This is a genomic window from Pseudorhizobium tarimense (assembly GCF_022968135.1).
In the GTDB taxonomy this organism is placed as follows: domain Bacteria; phylum Pseudomonadota; class Alphaproteobacteria; order Rhizobiales; family Rhizobiaceae; genus Neorhizobium; species Neorhizobium tarimense.
In genome coordinates, this window is sequence record NZ_JALJRA010000018.1 from 51,387 (window position 1) to 67,130 (window position 15,744).

At 58.1% G+C, this 15,744-nt stretch carries 18 protein-coding genes and 1 pseudogene; 4 read left to right on the plus strand and 15 right to left on the minus strand.

Translation table 11 applies throughout. The features are described from left to right. On the minus strand, positions 1-833 hold an 833-nt coding region (locus MUU54_RS19740; protein WP_446676985.1), incomplete at its 3' end, for a CLIPPER-2 domain-containing protein. A gap of 808 nt (positions 834-1,641) precedes the next feature. Here MUU54_RS19740 and MUU54_RS19745 point away from each other — a divergent pair. After that, a protein-coding gene (locus MUU54_RS19745; protein WP_376742219.1) for an IS5 family transposase occupies positions 1,642-2,396 on the plus strand; the annotation gives its coding sequence in 2 pieces (ribosomal slippage) (positions 1,642-1,978 and positions 1,978-2,396; 756 coding nt in all). Here the strand turns inward: MUU54_RS19745 and MUU54_RS19750 are convergent. The 3 genes from MUU54_RS19750 to MUU54_RS19760 all read right to left on the minus strand — a co-directional run bounded on the left by MUU54_RS19750 (position 2,391) and on the right by MUU54_RS19760 (position 5,215). Beyond that, on the minus strand, positions 2,391-3,170 hold the full coding sequence (locus tag MUU54_RS19750; protein WP_247245712.1) for a helix-turn-helix domain-containing protein: 780 nt from the start codon (positions 3,168-3,170) through the stop codon (positions 2,391-2,393). The two genes, MUU54_RS19745 and MUU54_RS19750, sit on opposite strands and share 6 nt — an antisense overlap. Positions 3,171-3,488: 318 nt before the next feature. Beyond that, entirely contained in the window at positions 3,489-4,127 is a 639-nt protein-coding gene (locus MUU54_RS19755; protein WP_247245711.1) for a LysR family transcriptional regulator, read from the minus strand. A 644-nt stretch (positions 4,128-4,771) separates the two neighbouring features. Further along, on the minus strand, positions 4,772-5,215 hold the full coding sequence (locus MUU54_RS19760; protein WP_247245710.1) for a hypothetical protein: 444 nt from the start codon (positions 5,213-5,215) through the stop codon (positions 4,772-4,774). A gap of 91 nt (positions 5,216-5,306) precedes the next feature. Here MUU54_RS19760 and MUU54_RS19765 point away from each other — a divergent pair, with 91 nt between their 5' ends. Next, positions 5,307-5,807: a MarR family winged helix-turn-helix transcriptional regulator gene (locus tag MUU54_RS19765; RefSeq protein WP_247245709.1), complete on the plus strand. Its 501-nt coding sequence runs from the start codon at positions 5,307-5,309 to the stop codon at positions 5,805-5,807. A gap of 115 nt (positions 5,808-5,922) precedes the next feature. Here MUU54_RS19765 and MUU54_RS24860 read toward each other — a convergent pair whose 3' ends face one another. After that, positions 5,923-6,243, minus strand: coding sequence for a hypothetical protein (locus tag MUU54_RS24860; RefSeq protein ID WP_312038851.1), 321 nt, complete (start codon positions 6,241-6,243; stop codon positions 5,923-5,925). A 491-nt stretch (positions 6,244-6,734) separates the two neighbouring features. Between MUU54_RS24860 and MUU54_RS19775 the strand changes: the two genes are divergently transcribed. After that, positions 6,735-6,914, plus strand: coding sequence for a hypothetical protein (locus tag MUU54_RS19775; protein ID WP_247245708.1), 180 nt, complete (start codon positions 6,735-6,737; stop codon positions 6,912-6,914). 194 nt (positions 6,915-7,108) lie between these two features. On the opposite strand, the gene MUU54_RS19780 is transcribed toward MUU54_RS19775, so the two are convergent. The 4 genes from MUU54_RS19780 to MUU54_RS19795 all read right to left on the minus strand — a co-directional run bounded on the left by MUU54_RS19780 (position 7,109) and on the right by MUU54_RS19795 (position 9,095). After that, the gene (locus tag MUU54_RS19780) at positions 7,109-7,528 is read right to left on the minus strand and encodes a glutathione binding-like protein (RefSeq protein WP_247245707.1); all 420 of its coding nucleotides are present in this window, start codon (positions 7,526-7,528) and stop codon (positions 7,109-7,111) included. Positions 7,529-7,547: 19 nt separating this feature from the next. Then, positions 7,548-8,180, minus strand: coding sequence for a substrate binding domain-containing protein (locus MUU54_RS19785; RefSeq protein ID WP_312038852.1), 633 nt, complete (start codon positions 8,178-8,180; stop codon positions 7,548-7,550). Positions 8,181-8,244: 64 nt separating this feature from the next. Further along, the gene (locus tag MUU54_RS24660; protein ID WP_281433407.1) at positions 8,245-8,547 is read right to left on the minus strand and encodes an I78 family peptidase inhibitor; all 303 of its coding nucleotides are present in this window, start codon (positions 8,545-8,547) and stop codon (positions 8,245-8,247) included. Positions 8,548-8,573: 26 nt separating this feature from the next. Beyond that, positions 8,574-9,095: an SOS response-associated peptidase gene (locus MUU54_RS19795; RefSeq protein WP_354532483.1), complete on the minus strand. Its 522-nt coding sequence runs from the start codon at positions 9,093-9,095 to the stop codon at positions 8,574-8,576. 49 nt (positions 9,096-9,144) lie between these two features. On the opposite strand from MUU54_RS19795, the pseudogene MUU54_RS19800 reads away from it, so the two are divergent. After that, positions 9,145-9,260: pseudogene (locus MUU54_RS19800) on the plus strand (transposase domain-containing protein); the annotation flags it as partial. A 148-nt stretch (positions 9,261-9,408) separates the two neighbouring features. Here MUU54_RS19800 and MUU54_RS19805 read toward each other — a convergent pair. From MUU54_RS19805 to MUU54_RS19830, 6 genes are all read right to left on the minus strand, one after another. Further along, on the minus strand, positions 9,409-10,395 hold the full coding sequence (locus MUU54_RS19805; protein WP_247245718.1) for a L,D-transpeptidase family protein: 987 nt from the start codon (positions 10,393-10,395) through the stop codon (positions 9,409-9,411). Between the two features lie 337 nt (positions 10,396-10,732). Beyond that, entirely contained in the window at positions 10,733-11,986 is a 1,254-nt protein-coding gene (locus MUU54_RS19810; RefSeq protein ID WP_247245704.1) for a mechanosensitive ion channel family protein, read from the minus strand. 249 nt (positions 11,987-12,235) lie between these two features. Next, entirely contained in the window at positions 12,236-13,219 is a 984-nt protein-coding gene (locus tag MUU54_RS19815) for a magnesium transporter CorA family protein (RefSeq protein WP_247245703.1), read from the minus strand. 225 nt (positions 13,220-13,444) lie between these two features. Further along, complete coding sequence (locus MUU54_RS19820) at positions 13,445-13,648, minus strand: cold-shock protein (RefSeq protein WP_247245702.1); 204 nt, start codon at positions 13,646-13,648, stop codon at positions 13,445-13,447. Positions 13,649-13,870: 222 nt separating this feature from the next. After that, positions 13,871-14,497, minus strand: a complete 627-nt coding sequence (locus MUU54_RS19825; RefSeq protein ID WP_247245701.1) for a PRC-barrel domain-containing protein — start codon at positions 14,495-14,497, stop codon at positions 13,871-13,873. Positions 14,498-15,162: 665 nt separating this feature from the next. Continuing rightward, on the minus strand, positions 15,163-15,537 hold the full coding sequence (locus MUU54_RS19830; RefSeq protein WP_312038850.1) for a DUF305 domain-containing protein: 375 nt from the start codon (positions 15,535-15,537) through the stop codon (positions 15,163-15,165). Between the last annotated feature and the right edge of the window lie 207 nt (positions 15,538-15,744).

The window sequence follows — 15,744 nt, forward strand, 5'->3', positions numbered from 1 at the left end:
GCACCCGGCGCCAGCGTCTGCGGGCCCTGGTCGAGCGCAACCCCGGCGCCGGTGAGCAGCGGATCGTTGACCGTCACGCCCGTCAGCGTCACCGCTCCGGTGTTCTCCACCAGGAAAGAATAGCTGATCGTCTCGCCGAGATCGATAAGTCCATCACCGTCGAGATCGTTCAGCGTCCCCGTCTTTTCGATGGTAAGTCCGGACGTGGTATCAGGCGGAACGGTCACCTCATCGGGCGGACTCGTAATCGAGGGCCCTGTAGGCGGCGTGCCGGTGCCGGTCGCCGTGTTGGTGACCGAGCCGGCGTCGATGTCGTCCTGGTCGGGCGTATAGGTCGCAGTGAAGGTGAACGTCGCACCCGGCGCCAGCGTCTGCGGGCCCTGGTCGAGCGCAACCCCGGCGCCGGTGAGCAGCGGATCGTTGACCGTCACGCCCGTCAGCGTCACCGCTCCGGTGTTCTCCACCAGGAAAGAATAGCTGATCGTCTCGCCGAGATCGATAAGTCCATCACCGTCGAGATCGTTCAGCGTCCCCGTCTTCTCAATGGTGAGGTCGGGCGTGCAGCCGGTAGTGTCGTATTCGTAGTCGGCCTGAAATTGGTCGGCAGTCCAGGATTTTGTCCCGGCATGAAAAGTCTCGAGCCACAGACCCACCACGACGTCGCCTGCCGCCAAGTCGGCGGCCGAAACATCCTGAGTGATTGAAAGGATCTGCGGCGAGTCGATTGGCGTGTTACCCGTGGCATCTTCGACCAGGATCGTGTCGCTGCCACCGGTGAACAAGGCTAACCGGCCACTATAGCCCGATCCGGGGTTGGGGCCCTCGTTTGTCACTCGAGCCGAGACCGTGACCGAAGCCGTTCCGCTATCGCACACTGGTCGGGGCGCTTGGAGGGTCGCGGCAACGCCTCTGTATAGCTGGGCTCCATCGCCGGCCGAAGCGTCGGGATCTCCTGGAAACAGCAGCGTGCCTCCCGACCAAAGCGCTCCCCCACCGCCGGAAAGCGGCTCATTTGGTGCAGGCGCGAAATCCGGCGGCGTAGTCTCGGTCGCGGTCGGCGTCCCCGACTCCTGTGCTTGAGCGGCACCGGCCCCTAAAAGCACGACTAACGAAACCAACATTCCTGCGGCTGACATACGCGCCCAGGAATGGCGAACCACACCTGAACCTCGGCATCCGCCGCTGCTGGAGTCATTCCAATTATGAATATGAGCTACTAGCTTCGTTGCATGCGCAACTGAATCTCCAACGCGGTACGCAGCGTTGCGCAACGAAAATGGCTTGTGCATAGCGGCCTCTCGAAAAAAACATATCGGCGAGGAGCCGCCTTTCCGCAGTTGTGCTCGCCACGCCGAACATCACGCCTGAAACCGTGCACCGCATCATAACGGACAAGCGACTCCCAAAGCCGAAAGAACTCCAGCGCAAGCGACAAGGGCATAATTTCGAGGAAGCGTATTTCAGAAAATGTCAGGATATCAGGAAAATGCCGCCCAAGCCGTAGAAGCTGGGGCATTGTGGTTAACGGAACACAGCGAAATCTACCTCTCTATCGGCCACTAGGGCCCAAACCCATTGATCATGTTGATTTGGCCCAGCAAATCAGATTGAAGGTTTCCAGTTAGCGGATTGGCGGCTTGGATGGGTCGCTTGTTTTGGCTGTCGGATGAGCAATGGGCGGTCATTGAGCCTCTGTTGCCGGGGAACAAGGGCGGGGCTCGCCGGGTCGATGATCGTCGGGTGATCTCCGGCATCATCCACGTTCTCAAGGTCGGCTGCCGGTGGTGCGATTGTCCGCGCGACTATGGCCCTTCGACCACGGTCTACAACCGCTTCAACCCTTGGTCTCGCAAACGGTTCTGGACTGAATTGGTCGAGGCGCTCGCGACGTCTGGCGCGGTCACCAAAAGCACCTCCATCGACAGCACCTACGTCAAGGCGCACCGCTCGGCCCATGGCGGCAAAGGGGGGCGAAAAATCAGGCTATCGGACCTTCGCGCGGCGGGCAAACCACCAAAATCCACGTCCTCACCGACGTGATCGGTCGCCCTTTCGCATTCTTGCTGACCGGTGGCAATGCGGTAGACAGCCCGGTCGCGCCACACTTGCTGGCTGGTCTGAAGGGTGCGCGATATCTCCTCGCGGACAAGGGATATGACGCCAACAGTCTGCGAAAGCGACTGCGCCAGTCCGCAATCGTCCCCGTGATACCTGGCCGTTCAAATCGCACAAGGCCAATCCGATACGACGCCGAACGCTACAAGAGCCGCCACCTCATCGAGAACGCCTTCTGCCGACTGAAAGACTTCCGACGCGCCGCAACGCGTTACGACAAGCTCGCCAGAAACTTCCTCTCCGCAGTCGCCTTGGCTACTCTCCTCGCGTTCTGGCTATGATTGAGTCTGAACCCTAGTACGGCCACCCCTGATCTGCGCTGGTGTGGTGTGTCGATACTTGCGCATGGTCGATGTAAGATGGCTCTGGCTTGAGAATCCACTCGAATGGGCGATTTCCGAAATCGGTAGCTCTGTTTGCGCAAGCAATTCTGCGGAGAAGGAGAGACGAAGATTTATGAGGTAGCGGTGCGGAGGGGCACCGAAGGTTTTGGTGAATGCGCGGATGAAGGCTCCAGGTGAAAGATCACAAAGCGCAGCAAGTTCGGCAACGGACACCGTGCTTGAAAGTCTTTCTCTCAAGTATTCCTCCACCTGTCGCGCAATTCTCGGCGACAATCCACCGTGAGCCTTGGCGCCTGTGGTAGCTTTCCCGGCACCCGAATAGTTTCTGATGATATGTATACCAAGCGCGGTCATCAGCGAGTCGACATAAATTTCGCTCGCTGGTCCGCCGGACAGTTCCTGCTTGACCAGTTGCGCAATCTGAAGTGCTCGCTGATCAACATGACCGAAAGCCGGTGGCTGCAAATCGAGCTCGGCTGCACCAAACTCCTGCTCCGCCAAAACGTCAAGTTGGCCCGGCTCAAATCCCACTGTGAGGTTCATGCGCAGAGATGACCATCGACTGCTACTATCTACATTTCGAGGAATGACGATCAACGCGCCAGTGGGAGCATCGAAAATATTTGACTTGTCGCTTGCGAGGCGGAGCTCAGCATTTGGTACAGGTGCAAACAAAATAGCGAAGAAGTCACCCGGCGACTCGAAGTTCATAGCACCAGGATGGCGCACCGAGTGGACCACACCACCCTTCCCAGTCAGAAGTCGCGGCCCCGCGTGTTGCGGAATCTGCTTGAGCAAATCCGGGGACCGACGCCCCCGTGACGGTATAATACTGCTGTCCCAATACAATGATTCAATTCCTGTTTACTGCAAGTCAATAAACACAACGAACGATTCGGGTAGTGTTGCTCTGGTCCAGAATCAACCTGATGATCGCTGGGCGAGAAAGGCTATTGCGGCTAGTTTCTTGTGAACTACACTTGAGCATCGTCCTTTCGCTAGACCAGGTCCCTCGGCGCCGGAAGGCTATCAGCGGGTAACCTGAAGGAGATAAGCTCCTCTTTCAAGAGCGGGCGGTCGGCCGTAGAACAACTGTGTCACGAGACAGGCATGGTCCCTCAACTGCGCTGGATGTTCTGAAACGCCGTGCTGTTCAAGGTATGTCCTAGAGGCGTAAAGGCCTGTTGGAATATCAGCCGACCGACGAGCGGCGAGGTTGGAATCAGGCATTGGGCCGTTCCAGAGGCGGCAAGCCACGTCGATGTCCTCGCGCACGATGTCTTTGACGTCGTGATCAAGCAGCAACTGGAGGTTTACCTCCGGATAGGCATCGCGAAACCCAACCAGAAGAGGAGCGATAGCCCTGCTGACCAGCCAATGCGGCGCTGTCACTCTTAGCCAACCGGACGGCTTGCCATGCACCTGTTCGACTGCACTTTCGGCGTCGCCGATAAGCCGGCCGAGATCGCGGCACCGTTCGAAATAGATGGAACCCGCCTCCGTCAATCGAATGTTTCGCGTGGTTCGGTGGAGGAGCTTGACCCCCAGCCTCTGCTCGAGATCCTGGACCTTCTTGCTGACCCTCGCCTTGGACGTCCTCAGGCTCTTCGCCGCAGCGGTGAAGCTTCCTCGCTGAACAACCTCAACGAACGCCAGAGTGTCGCTCATGTCTCGAAGCACCAGTGGTCTCCTCTGCCTCCGCGGCTCTGCAGCGAACCTTTCTATAACCGAGTCGCTTAAGAGATCTAAGGCGGCGGGTACACGTCTCTGTTCTGTTCAACTGCAGGTGTTGGTCACGGCGACGCTGCGCCGAGCCTCGCCAGCACGGACGTCGCTTGGAGGGCCCGAATGCAGGACGGGGAACTGGCGTTAAGCACGGTTCGGCAAGACGGTGGGCTTGAGGATGTCCTCGCACCACTGGCGGAAGGTGGTCGGCGTATCGGAGAGGACGCAGATGCCGTTCTCTCCACCAGATGATCCACCCCTCGTTCTTGGCGGTCATCATATTGACCATGGCTTGTGCCATGCCTTCCGAGGCACCTTGCTTGATCATCATCGCCTTCAGATCGTCCATGCTCATGAGGTGATACTGCACAGGTTTTCCAATCACGTCCGAGATGATTGCCGTCGTCTCATCGAAGGAGATGTCCTCCGGACCTATCATGGGTATGCTGTCGACGCCGCTCCAGGATGGATCGAGCAGCAGGCGCGCCGCCACGGCGGCCACGTCGTGCTTCGCACAAGCGGGCTCTTTCAGATCCCCGGGCGTTGGCCAAAATGACACCAGCTTGATCCATGATTACAGCTGCCGCTCAGGCAGTCGAGAGCCTACCTCTCCTCATCTTCAGGCCATCACGCAGATTCAACGCAAGAAGTGCGATGTTCACCGCGCCTGCGAGCAATTCTAGACCTTGGACAACATAGAAGACGCTATCGAACTCCGACTGGCCAGCCTTGTATGAAAGGAAGAGCGCTGCGGGAATCAGGATCAGAACACCATTCGCCGCGATGAAGGGCATGCGTTTGGCCTTGACACCGACAAGGCCGGCTCGCCGCCCCTTCGCGAGTGCAAAGCCCGATCCGCCTGCCGCTGCCAATGCCGGGATGAGGAGGAAGAGGCCCCACGGAATGGCGGTCTTGACCGCAATGACGATCGATTGCGAGGCGAACAGCTCCGAAAGCACCGTGGACATCCAAAAAACGATGATTGTGACGAGTGCGGCCGCGCCAGCGCTGGCATGAAGGATCTTGATCATGTTGGCTCTTTCCACAATGACATCATGGTGACAATCTGGGGGCGATCAGTAGAACATTGACACCAAGGTGTCAATGTGACACTCGTCTGGCATGATGGCAAAGAGCGGAACTGCGGGCGCCGAGGCCCTGACCGACCTAATCCTGACGCTGTTTCGGGTAAACAACCTCACCCTCGTTTGGGGAGACAGGCTGGTTGCACCTTTCGGTTTGACCAGCGCCAGATGGCAGGTGCTTGGGGCTATTGCTCAGGCGGAAAGGCCACAGCCTGTATCGTGGTTAGCGCGTGATCTAGGAGCGAACCGGCAGAATGTGCAGCGCATCGTAAACGACCTGCACAATGAAGGGCTGGTGGGCTTTGAGCAAAATCCCCACCACCGGCGAGCGAAGCTTGTCGTCCTTACGGTGGAGGGACAGAAGGCGTACGAGGCGGCTGTTGAAGCCTACTATCCGAAAGCGGATGCTTTGGCTGAGGGTTTCCCAGAATCGGACCTCAGAGCCGCCCACCGGCTGATGGTTGAACTGCGACAAAGACTTGAGGCGGAGAATGATGCTGAACAGCAGGGCCAAAAGGTTGTGCCGATGGAAGAATAACGGCTTCTCTGGATGCGCCTTGCGGGGGGGCCTGGAACCTTTTCCGGGAGAAGCCGTCGGGCCATCTGGTTTATTGGCGCCGTACAGCGATCTGCTTGGCAGGTCTCGGCATCGGTCATGTGATGTCTAGAAAAAGGAGCTTGGTAATGCCCAAGTTCGTAGAGATGGACCCTACCGTCACATTTGCCGCACAGATGGCTGACGAGGCTGGCAGGGCGGTGATCCTGATAAACACGTTAACGGTTCCGCCAGAGGATGCCGACACGTTCCTTGAATCCTGGGCGAACGACGCCGCAGTTATGAAGCGCCAGCCAGGCTCTATCTCTACGCGGTTCACAAGGGAATTGCTGGTAGCGGCGTCTTTCTCAATTACGCAGTCTGGCAGTCGGTCGCCCATTTCCGCGTTGCGTTCAGCAACCCCGAGTTCAAGGCCCAACTCGCAGCCTATCCGAGAGCACTACGGCTAGCCCTCATCCGTTCCGTAAGGTTGAGGTGGAGGGGATATGTGTTGGGTAGTGGACACTGCAGCACTCTCTTCCGCCCCCGATCCAAAAGCTACGGCTCAATTCATGGCAATCTTGCCTGAGAGGCGATTCCAACTCTCCAGGTCGCACTGTTTCCATGGATCAATTGCTTCGCTCGTATTTTACCTTTCTTGCTCGACCTCTGCTGCGGGCTTTTGTGGGTGGGTGACGATCCAGGTCTGGCTTAAGGCAGCAGCGGCGCCGATCAGGTCTGCGAGCGGAGACAGGATGTCTGGATACGGGCTGGTCTGGGACTCGCTCAGGGCAATCCGTGGTGGTTGACGGTAGGGCATCATTGCGGCAGCCATACCGAGGCAGCGGAAATGTCCATCCTAGGATCCTATCCCGGCTGCTGATCAGCAGGGAAGATATCCGTCGCCGCTATTCCTGCCGATACGTGCGGATGTCGAGGACCCAAGTCATCACCACGCCGTTGCGCGGGGAAACGGCTGGCGGCGAGTTCGGTGGCGCAATTATCGAGCTGTTTTGTAACCTTGGGATCTGGTCCCGCGACTACCGCCCGGTGCCACAGCGTCAGGAAGCCGTGCTGATCCAGATGCTGCGGGAGCAGCTAAGCGCATAGTTCGTCGCCACGCTATTTTGGGCACCTCGGTTCTCAGATGGCTTCCCGGGCGCTCAACGCCCCGACCATTGCGAGGCGTGAAAGAAATCGACTGGTGTAGCGAGGGTTTGGCGGCCCCTTGAGGTGTGAAGACGCGATGAAGCCCAAGCCAGTGCTGCCGTACCAATCGGCGCCATTGTCGTCCGCTTCTCGGCCTAAGGGCGGCCATACGCCCCACGGCCGAGCATTAGATCAACTTTGTCGGGGTCGGATTTGTCTGGTGGAGTAAGAACTCTTGCCAATTTTGCCTTCGCTTCGTCCGCACGTGCAACTGCCGACCTTCCTGCGATACGCGACACCCATGTCGTCAGATGCGGATAATCAGCTTCGATCTGATCCCCTAGAAAAAGCTTCATCGGGCGGATCCATGGAAAATTGGCGATGTCGACAATGCTGTAGTTTGGCCCACCAATCCACTCGCTAAGCTGAACCCGACGCTCAAGTACATCCAGGAAGCGGTGAACCTGCGATTCGTATCGCGCAAGCGCATAGTCGTCACCGGGCGGCGCAAAACGCGCGAAGTAATGAGTTGGCCCGTCATTGGTCCGACAGTGCTCATCTGCATCATGAGCCATTGGATGGCTTCACTGCGGCTCAGACTAGACTTCTCTGAAATCTGTCGAGAAATACCCGAAGCTTGGGCAGGACCTGTCGCCGCGACGGGAATACGGCCCAAATCGCCAGATCGCGTGGTGAGACACCGTGGATGTGGACTGGTACAAGACTGCCGTTGGCAAGCTCCTCCTTAACGTCCCAAGCCGAAAGTTGGGCAAGCCCCAAGCCCGATACGCAGGCCGACAGAAAACCATCGACACCGCTCGAAGAGAATCGGCTGCCCACACGAATCGAGCGCTCTTTCCCGTTCAAAAGGAACTGCCAATGGGTGAAGTTCGTGAACGTCAGGCATTCATGATGTTCGAGATCGTCGATGGTCTCGGGTGTTCCATTTCTTTCGAGATAAGATGGCGCGGCATAGATCAGCTTGGGATTGTCCACGAGCCGCCGTGCGATCAGCCCAGAATCTTTCAGCGGCGCGATTCTGATAGCAAGATCGACCCCTGAGGCAACGATATCGACTATCGAATCATTGAGATCGAGGTCGATCTTCAGCCCAGGATTCTCGTGAAGCAGATCGCCGATGATCGGCATGATGCGCTTCCGCCCCAATCGTCCCATGGGTCGCTCCGTTGGCAGCCGGGAAGTAGGGCAAAACCTCCCGAAGATCATGGGGGCAGGCGCGTGTTTGGTGAATCGAGAATTAATACGACCGGCATGAGAGCGTTCGGCAGCCTTAGCCGCACCTGGCCGATACAACCCGGCCGGACACTGGATCCGTCTCGATCGTCACCCGATCTTCTCTGAAGTCTTGCGTCACCGGCTGTCCCGGCTCGATCTGACGAACGGTCCTCGAGTTCGTCAGTTGCATCGCCTCCGCGTCCGTCGGCTTTGCCTTGCCTACCAGGCTTTGGGCGGCCTCAGCGTTGCATGGTCCAATGGCCGGCGCTGTCGAGACAGTTTCGGCGCTGCACGAGGCCAGGATGACTGAACCGCATCCAGCAAGAAGGATGGAAATGAGCTTGCTTCCTTTGAACATCGAAAGTCTCCTTCAGGAATGGTCGCCTATAGGGAGTTGAGAATAGGCTTTTTCGTGTCGGTCCCGTCATACCGAGACGAATTCACCTCCCGGCCGACCCGGTGAAATTCAAGCTGACTATCGATCTCATTCTCGATCAGAAACGCCTTAGCGTCCGCCCCCTGAACGGACGGATCCAGCCAAGCCTCATAGGCGGCCGGATCCAGCATGATGGGCATTCTCGTGTGGATGTGAGCAATATGTTCAACAGCCGGCCCGGTGATGATCGTGCAGCTGGTGATGCCTAGCTTGTCGTTGTGCACCCACAGACCGGCAAAGGAGAACGGCTTGCCCTCCGGAAGCTGCAACAGCCATGGGTCCTTCTTGCCGTCCTCGGCGCTGGTCGTCCATTCAAAGTAGCCGTCGGCCGGGATCAGGCAGCGCTTGGACTTGAACGACTCCCGGAATGCTCCTGACGTGTCGACGGTTTCGATCCTGGCATTGAACATTGCCGCCTTCGGAAGCTCCTTGGCAAAGAACGGCACGAGCCACCATCGACCGTAGTCGATTTCTAGCTCGCCGGCCTTATCCTTATGGGCGAAATGGACGCTCTGTGTCGGCGTCGACCCATTGGACTGGCTCTACCAAACCTTGAAACGCATCGCAGAAGGTGGCCCGTCTCCGAGCTCGAAGCGCTGATGCCATGGAACTTCACGCCTGACGCCATCAGCTAACCGCTTACCCACGAATCGGCCTGAACGAGGATAAGCAAGCTCAGGCCAAGGATGATCAGCAGCATGGTAATCCCCGCTTGCGGTGAGGCATCACTGGTGGCAGTCGCAGTCTTGGACGCGAGACCGCCTGCAGCCGCATCACAGACCTTTAGTTGATGAACTCGACGGTGACGCCGGGATCAACCATGGCTCCCAGTTCTTCTGCATCCCAGTTGGTCAGGCGTACGCAGCCATGTGAGCCCACCTTGTCGATCAGCGCCGGCTCCGGCGTGCCGTGGATACCATAGGTCGGCTCCGACAGATCGATCCAGACGGAGCCGACGGGATTGTTGGGGCCGCCGGCGATTTCCAGCACCTCGGTGTTGTCATCCTGCTGGAAGTTAAGGTCCGGATTGTAGGTATAAGTCGGCATCGGCGCGACACCTTTGACCTCATGGGTACCGGAGGGGGCGGGATTCTCCTCGCTGCCGATCGTGGCAGGATAGACCGCGAGTAGCGTGTCGTCCCCGGAAAAGGCGCGAACCTGCGCGGCCTTCCGGCCAACCTCGATGCGGGCCACCTTGCCTTCCACCGGATCGCCCGGATCAGCGACCGACACGGTCTCGCCAACAGCAAAATCGGAACCTGGATTGAGAGCGCTCAGAAGGTCTTCGTCCATGTGGAACCGCTCCGCCAGGCGTTCGGCTGTGCTTGTGTAGCCAAGTTTTCCCATCTCGACCATTTTGGCATAGTCCTCGGGAATGCTGTCGGCCAGACCTTGGCCGTCCTCCGGCGTGATCTTGTAGTCGCGCAAGACAGGGACATCGCTCTTCAGCCGGTTCAGGACCTCGGCATCCAGATCGCCGTCGGCATCAAGGCCCTGCAGTGTCTCGAACCCGAAGACCGCCTTGCTGACATTCTCGCCGTAGAACCCATCTATGACGCCGGGCGACGCGCCGGCACGATCGAGAAGGATCTGGAGATGAACAATGGCCGGGTCCGGTTCTACCGCCGTCTCATCGGGACGCGTTTGAGGGATTGATGAGAGCGAGGCACCTGTAACGGCGTCCGACTGGATCTCGGCCGCATGGGCGCCACCGGCTAGTAGGGTCGCGGCAAGGGAAGCCGCTGTCAGGATAATGTTCTTCATGAACAGCAAATGGCCTCAGAGGCAACTTGTTCCCGTCGCATCAGCAGGCAAGGCTTCGCCCTGCTGAGGTGAGCAGTGTCGTGTGCCGTAAGTGTCGGGCAAGCTTGTCGCCCCGCCAGCTGTGGTCGCAGGATGACCAGTCATAGCTGCGCCGATATCCTTTGGTTGAAAGTTGCTATTCACGTTGACGACAGCGATGCTCGGGAAGGACGCGGGCGCATGAAGCCCCGTTTGCCCATCAATCATCGTCAAGTCGCTTGGGTTGCTTTCAGCATCTGCTGGTCCAGGAACTGTGGTGGCGACCTGTGCGCCTGAGCCTGGTATGACGGGCATCTAGTAGATCTCAAGATTTTAGGAGGTTTTCTGACGCCTCGAGCACCTCACCTTGTGAATGTCCTCGGACTTGGTCGGTCTCGTTTATCAGTTCGCCCTCCCCAGCAGTGGCGTCCGAGGTTTCGTTCACCGCAGCGCTCTCGTCTGGCAGATTTTGAATCTGAGGGGGCTGCGGCGCTTCCGCCATGTGGACAACGGGGACACCCTTAGGGAAGACCACCTCGCGGGCTGGGTCGGGCAGCTCAATCCCCGCATCCAGCAAAGCGTTCTTCGTCAACCGCAGCAGTGCCGAATTCGTCTTTGCAGGGGAATAGGTGCGGCTATTGAACCAATAGCTGACGCGCAAGTTGACCGCCGCCGCTCCGAGCTCGTCCACCAGCACCAATGGCTCCGGCTGATCCAGCACAGCCGGGTGTTGTTTCAGTATCTCAGAAATCAGTGACTGGGCCTGGGCTACCGAAGAATCATAGCCGATGCCCACGGTGTATTGGGCGCGCCTGGTCGGCGTGCTGGAATAGTTTCTGATCGTGCTCTTGAAAACTGTGGCGTTGGGAATCTGCACATGATTGCCATCCAGCGTGAGGAGGACCGTGCTGCGGGTGTTGAGGTTCTGGACAATGCCGGTCTCCCCCGCCACCTCGATGAGGTCTCCCATGCTGAACGGGTTGCGAACGCTGAGCAGCAGACTTGCCAGAAAGTTCTCGGCGATGTCGCGGAACGCGAAACCAACAATGATGCCCGCGAGGCCGGTGCCCCCAAGTACCGTCACCGCCAGCCGCGTCAGCCCCGCCACCTGGAGCACGAAGTAGATGCCAAGAAGGAGAACAGGTATCGAAATCGCTCGCACGACGACGCTGCGCAGTAGCGGAGATGGTATGCGCCGCTCCAACAGCCGTCTAGCCGCTGCAGCGACCATTGCAGCTGCGCCCCACGTGGCCGCGAGTATGGCGATTGCCAGAACTACAAGCGGCAGCGTCTGGCCCACCCGACGTGAAAGCCGCTCGATTTCAATTGCGGCTCGATCAAACGTTGTCGCAAAATCGGCGCTGAGCTCGAGCCGGTTGACGACCGCGATGCTCCCCTGCATCTTCTCGGCGACCTCCGTCGCCCAGCTTCTGTGTTCAGCAGTGTCGCTAACGCCGTCTATCGACACGACTCCTTGCTCCACATTTACCTGTACGGTTTCATACCAGCCAGTTGCGGTCAGGATGGCGGAAAGGCGGTTCGCAAGAGCTTGATCTGGTACGGCCGCATCGATTGGCACGGTGCTGCTGCCTGCAGGCCGATCCGATCCACCGTTGCCGCTCGCAGGAGGAGGTTCTTGTGCGCTCAGGGTAGTCATGCTCAAATGGGAGCACAGGAGAGCCAAGCCAAAAGCTCTGTTGGCTTTGTTGAAGATGATCCTCGGTGAACGTCTAGGCATCTCCCCAAATGCGGTAACGCCAACTATCGTTCCAGCCCTTTCCAAACGCGTCCCAGGTACGCCAGTATCCTGAACGGTGCAATCACCAGCCTACAGCCAGCCGCGGCGCTTGAAGTAGAGAAACGGCATGATTGCTGAAAAGATCATCAGCCCAATCGCCCACGGGTAGCCAAATCGCCAACCCAGCTCAGGCATATGTTCAAAGTTCATCCCATAGATTGACGCGACCAGTGTCGGCGGCAGGAAAACGACGGCCGCAACAGAGAATATCTTTATAATTTGGTTCTGCTCAAGGTTGATCAGGCCGAGAATCGCGTCCAGCAGGAAGTTGATTTTCCCCGCGAGAAACTTCGAGTGTTCTCCTAGGGAGGTCACGTCCCGCTGAATCAGTTTCACCCTCTGGCGTGACTCGTTCCTTGCGCGTCCGTTCGTTCCTTCGGCGGCCGCGTGGTAGGCCACCAGTCGCGATATACTGACCAAGCTTTCTTGCACGAGTGAGAGATAGTCATTTTTCCGACCAATCTGCTCAATGAGGCCTTCGAGGTTGCGGGCGTTCTTCTTGGCGTTGGAGGACTTGTTTCTAAAGACTTGGCTTGAGAAGGTCTCAATCTCGTCACCGACCCTCTCGAGCGCATCCGCCAGCCTGTCAGTCAGCGCCTCCAGTAATCCGAGCATGACGAGTTCACCCGTTCCTCCGATGGACGCTGCCGTCGGTTTTTGGGATCGGCTCACGAAGAGTTGGAATGGCGTCGGGTCCTCGTATCTAACGGTAACGAGGACCTCGTCCTTCAAGATGAAGGTTATCGGTGTCTTGTTGGGCTTGTCATCACCCAGTGCCGTAAGGGCGATGATCGTCATGAACCGAGCCCTATCCTCCTGATAGAGCCGCGCCGACAATTCAATTTCATCCATTTCCTCGCGCGTCGGGATGCTGATGCCAAGAAGCTTCTCCACCTCCTGGTCTTCCGCCGGAGTTGGGGAAAGCAAATCCAGCCAGATACGTTTTCCTACGGCACCTGACGGCTGGCTGATCTTGTGGAGGCGACCATCTAGGAACTCGTAGGCGATCAACATACAGGTGAATCCGCTTTGGTAGGTAATGAAGAGTCTGCAGGACCCAGATGGTTGCGGTGCGCCACGAACGCCAGATGCCTATGATCCTGTGCAAACTAAGGCTGGGCCCGATGATCAGGCAGTGCGGCAATTGGAAAGCAAGCGGCCGCGCGTGCAACGAAGAGGCCGGCAGGAGCCAGTAGTTCTGAAATCAGCTCCAGCGCGTCTTCAGAGACAACCCAGCTGCTAGAGAACGGTAACGTTCTCTGCCTTGGACTTGCCGGTCTTACGGTCTTGACCGACATCATAGCTGACCTTCTGGCCGTCCTGAAGCGAGTCCCCGTATGCAACTGCCGATATATGGACGAATACATCGGGGCCGCCATTGTCCGGCGTGATGAAGCCGAAGCCCTTATCCTGAGCGAAAAACTTTACAGTACCAGTTGCCATGCCATCCTCGCTGGTTGCTTTTGACGATCCTCGCATAGCGGTCATCGCATGAGACCACGAGTCTGACAATTGGCAAGCCGCAGTGCGCAAAGCAATGGTCGAGGCAGTCTGCTTCCTCAGACCTCTGCTCCTACGGGAGCAGCAGCGTCAAAACGTTCTAGAGCCTGGAGCCGAGGAAAGGCGGCATGGAAGCCGCCTTTCGCAGATGCGGCTAGCGTATGCTTAACGTGCTCCGAGGGTGATCGGATGCTCATCGGGGAGCGCCTCGTAGCGATCGCTGTCGAAGTTTGCCATACCATCAATCTTGCGCTCGGTGACGTTTGGTGCCTGAAGCGTTTCCTGATCGGTTACGTGAAGGGCTGACAGCGGGACAGCAGCGCGATTTTCGCCGAGGCCCAAGAACCCGCCAGATGTTACCACTGCATAGAGCCGGTTGTTGACGTTGACGACCTCCTCAATGTCGCCAAGGTCATTGCCGTCGGCACCAACGATGTCATAGTCCCTGATGTCGGCGACAGTCAGTGAGACTTCACTGGATGAACCGGCAGCAACGGCTGTGTTGGCGTCGTCACGCGACCCGCCCTGAGGAATCGCTGCTGTATTCTGGCGATCCACCTCCTCGGACTCGTTCTGTGCCTGACGGTTCTCAGCCTGCTTGTTCCGGTTCTCGGCCTGCTGCTTATTCTGTTCGAAACGGATCTCCGGTTCACCTTCGGCGCGATTCACCCGCACTTGTGCCTCTTCGGCTGTGTAGCGGATATTCGGTTCCTGCTCGGACTGCTGCATCCGCACTACCGGTTCACCCGATCGCTGCACCTGCACGTTGGCCTGCTCCTGGTCTTCCTGCATTCGAACCTGCGGCTGGCTCTCGCTGACGCGGACCTGAGGCTGGCCCTGCTCGACCTGAACCTGCGGCTGCGTCTGGCTGACGTTAACCTCCCCGGAAAGGTCCTCCCTTCACTGGCAACTCGAACTTGAAGATCTCGATCTTGGCGATTTTCATGTGCCCTCCTTATGCGGCTCCAGCATCCTAGCTCATCCGGCGGCCTCTGGCCGATCCGCATGGTCAGGAAGCGGCTCCATACCGGTCACTCAGTGCGAGCAAGTCGGATATTCGCTTATGAGTTATTTCAGACCGATAGCTCTCGCAATCACAGGGTCACCGGTCGGATCGGTTCAAGGCGAAGGCGCGTATCGCTACGGCAGCTTTGCGCCTCGACATCGGAAATAGAGACCGTCGTCGCTTCTGCCTGAAGCGGAGATCGTCTTGGGCAGTGGCGTCACATCGTCTGTGCGCCAAGACCGGTTATCAAGCACTATTTCAGCCGTATCAGGAGCCAACCCCTTGAGGAGTGTGCGTGGCGTCCGCTGTGGTAAGACGCGGGCAAGTTTATCCGCACCAAATGGTCGCCTTAACTTGCGATACTTCGAGCTTCAACCTGCGGGAGAAAGGCAGGAGCTGGAGGTTTGATCGGTGGCGTTACCTCCTGCCCATAGGATCACCCGCCGCCGGTCTAATGTGTCGCATCAGTCGGCGCCGGGTGCCCCACGGGCGCCCGGAGGTCGTGGGCGTCAGGAGCAGGCGGATTTCGCTCCAGATCGAAGATCAGGGTCTTCATTTCCGCTATCTCCCCAACCTGCGCCTCGATAGTCTGATCAGCCAGTTTGCGAACGAGCGGATTTTTGATGTGTGCCCGCTCACTCGTCATGAGCGCGATCGAATGGTGTGGGATCATTGCCTTCATGTAGCTAACGTCGCCCACTGTTTGCTGGCTACGAGCGAGCCAGAGACTACCCGCAAAGAGGACGACGCTCGCAACGACTATAGCGCCGTTCGCTATCTTGTTCTTGTACATACCCAGCATGAACAGGAGCATGATGAAGGCCATCGCTGCTCCCATGACGAGGGTCCATCCAGATTCGGGTATGGCTGTAGAAGACGTGCTCAAACGCGTAGGTGTTCAGGTACATCAGTCCGAACATCACCAAGGTAGACACAGCGATCATCGCGCCGAAGCGGCCGTAACCACTTCCTGCTAGGATTGCCCGCCACGCCTTTTCTCAGATCGGAGCTTGTTTGCGAGCGCCTTCCACAG

Coding starts and splice junctions, on each gene's coding strand:
- MUU54_RS19750 (WP_247245712.1), bottom strand. CDS start 3,170: ATGAACTTCGAGTCGCCGGGTGACTTCTTCGCTATTTTGTTTGCACCT.
- MUU54_RS19755 (WP_247245711.1), bottom strand. CDS start 4,127: ATGAGCGACACTCTGGCGTTCGTTGAGGTTGTTCAGCGAGGAAGCTTC.
- MUU54_RS19760 (WP_247245710.1), bottom strand. CDS start 5,215: ATGATCAAGATCCTTCATGCCAGCGCTGGCGCGGCCGCACTCGTCACA.
- MUU54_RS19765 (WP_247245709.1), top strand. CDS start 5,307: ATGATGGCAAAGAGCGGAACTGCGGGCGCCGAGGCCCTGACCGACCTA.
- MUU54_RS19775 (WP_247245708.1), top strand. CDS start 6,735: ATGTCGAGGACCCAAGTCATCACCACGCCGTTGCGCGGGGAAACGGCT.
- MUU54_RS19780 (WP_247245707.1), bottom strand. CDS start 7,528: ATGGCTCATGATGCAGATGAGCACTGTCGGACCAATGACGGGCCAACT.
- MUU54_RS19785 (WP_312038852.1), bottom strand. CDS start 8,180: ATGATCTTCGGGAGGTTTTGCCCTACTTCCCGGCTGCCAACGGAGCGA.
- MUU54_RS24660 (WP_281433407.1), bottom strand. CDS start 8,547: ATGTTCAAAGGAAGCAAGCTCATTTCCATCCTTCTTGCTGGATGCGGT.
- MUU54_RS19815 (WP_247245703.1), bottom strand. CDS start 13,219: ATGTTGATCGCCTACGAGTTCCTAGATGGTCGCCTCCACAAGATCAGC.
- MUU54_RS19820 (WP_247245702.1), bottom strand. CDS start 13,648: ATGGCAACTGGTACTGTAAAGTTTTTCGCTCAGGATAAGGGCTTCGGC.
- MUU54_RS19825 (WP_247245701.1), bottom strand. CDS start 14,497: ATGCAGGAAGACCAGGAGCAGGCCAACGTGCAGGTGCAGCGATCGGGT.
- MUU54_RS19830 (WP_312038850.1), bottom strand. CDS start 15,537: ATGGCCTTCATCATGCTCCTGTTCATGCTGGGTATGTACAAGAACAAG.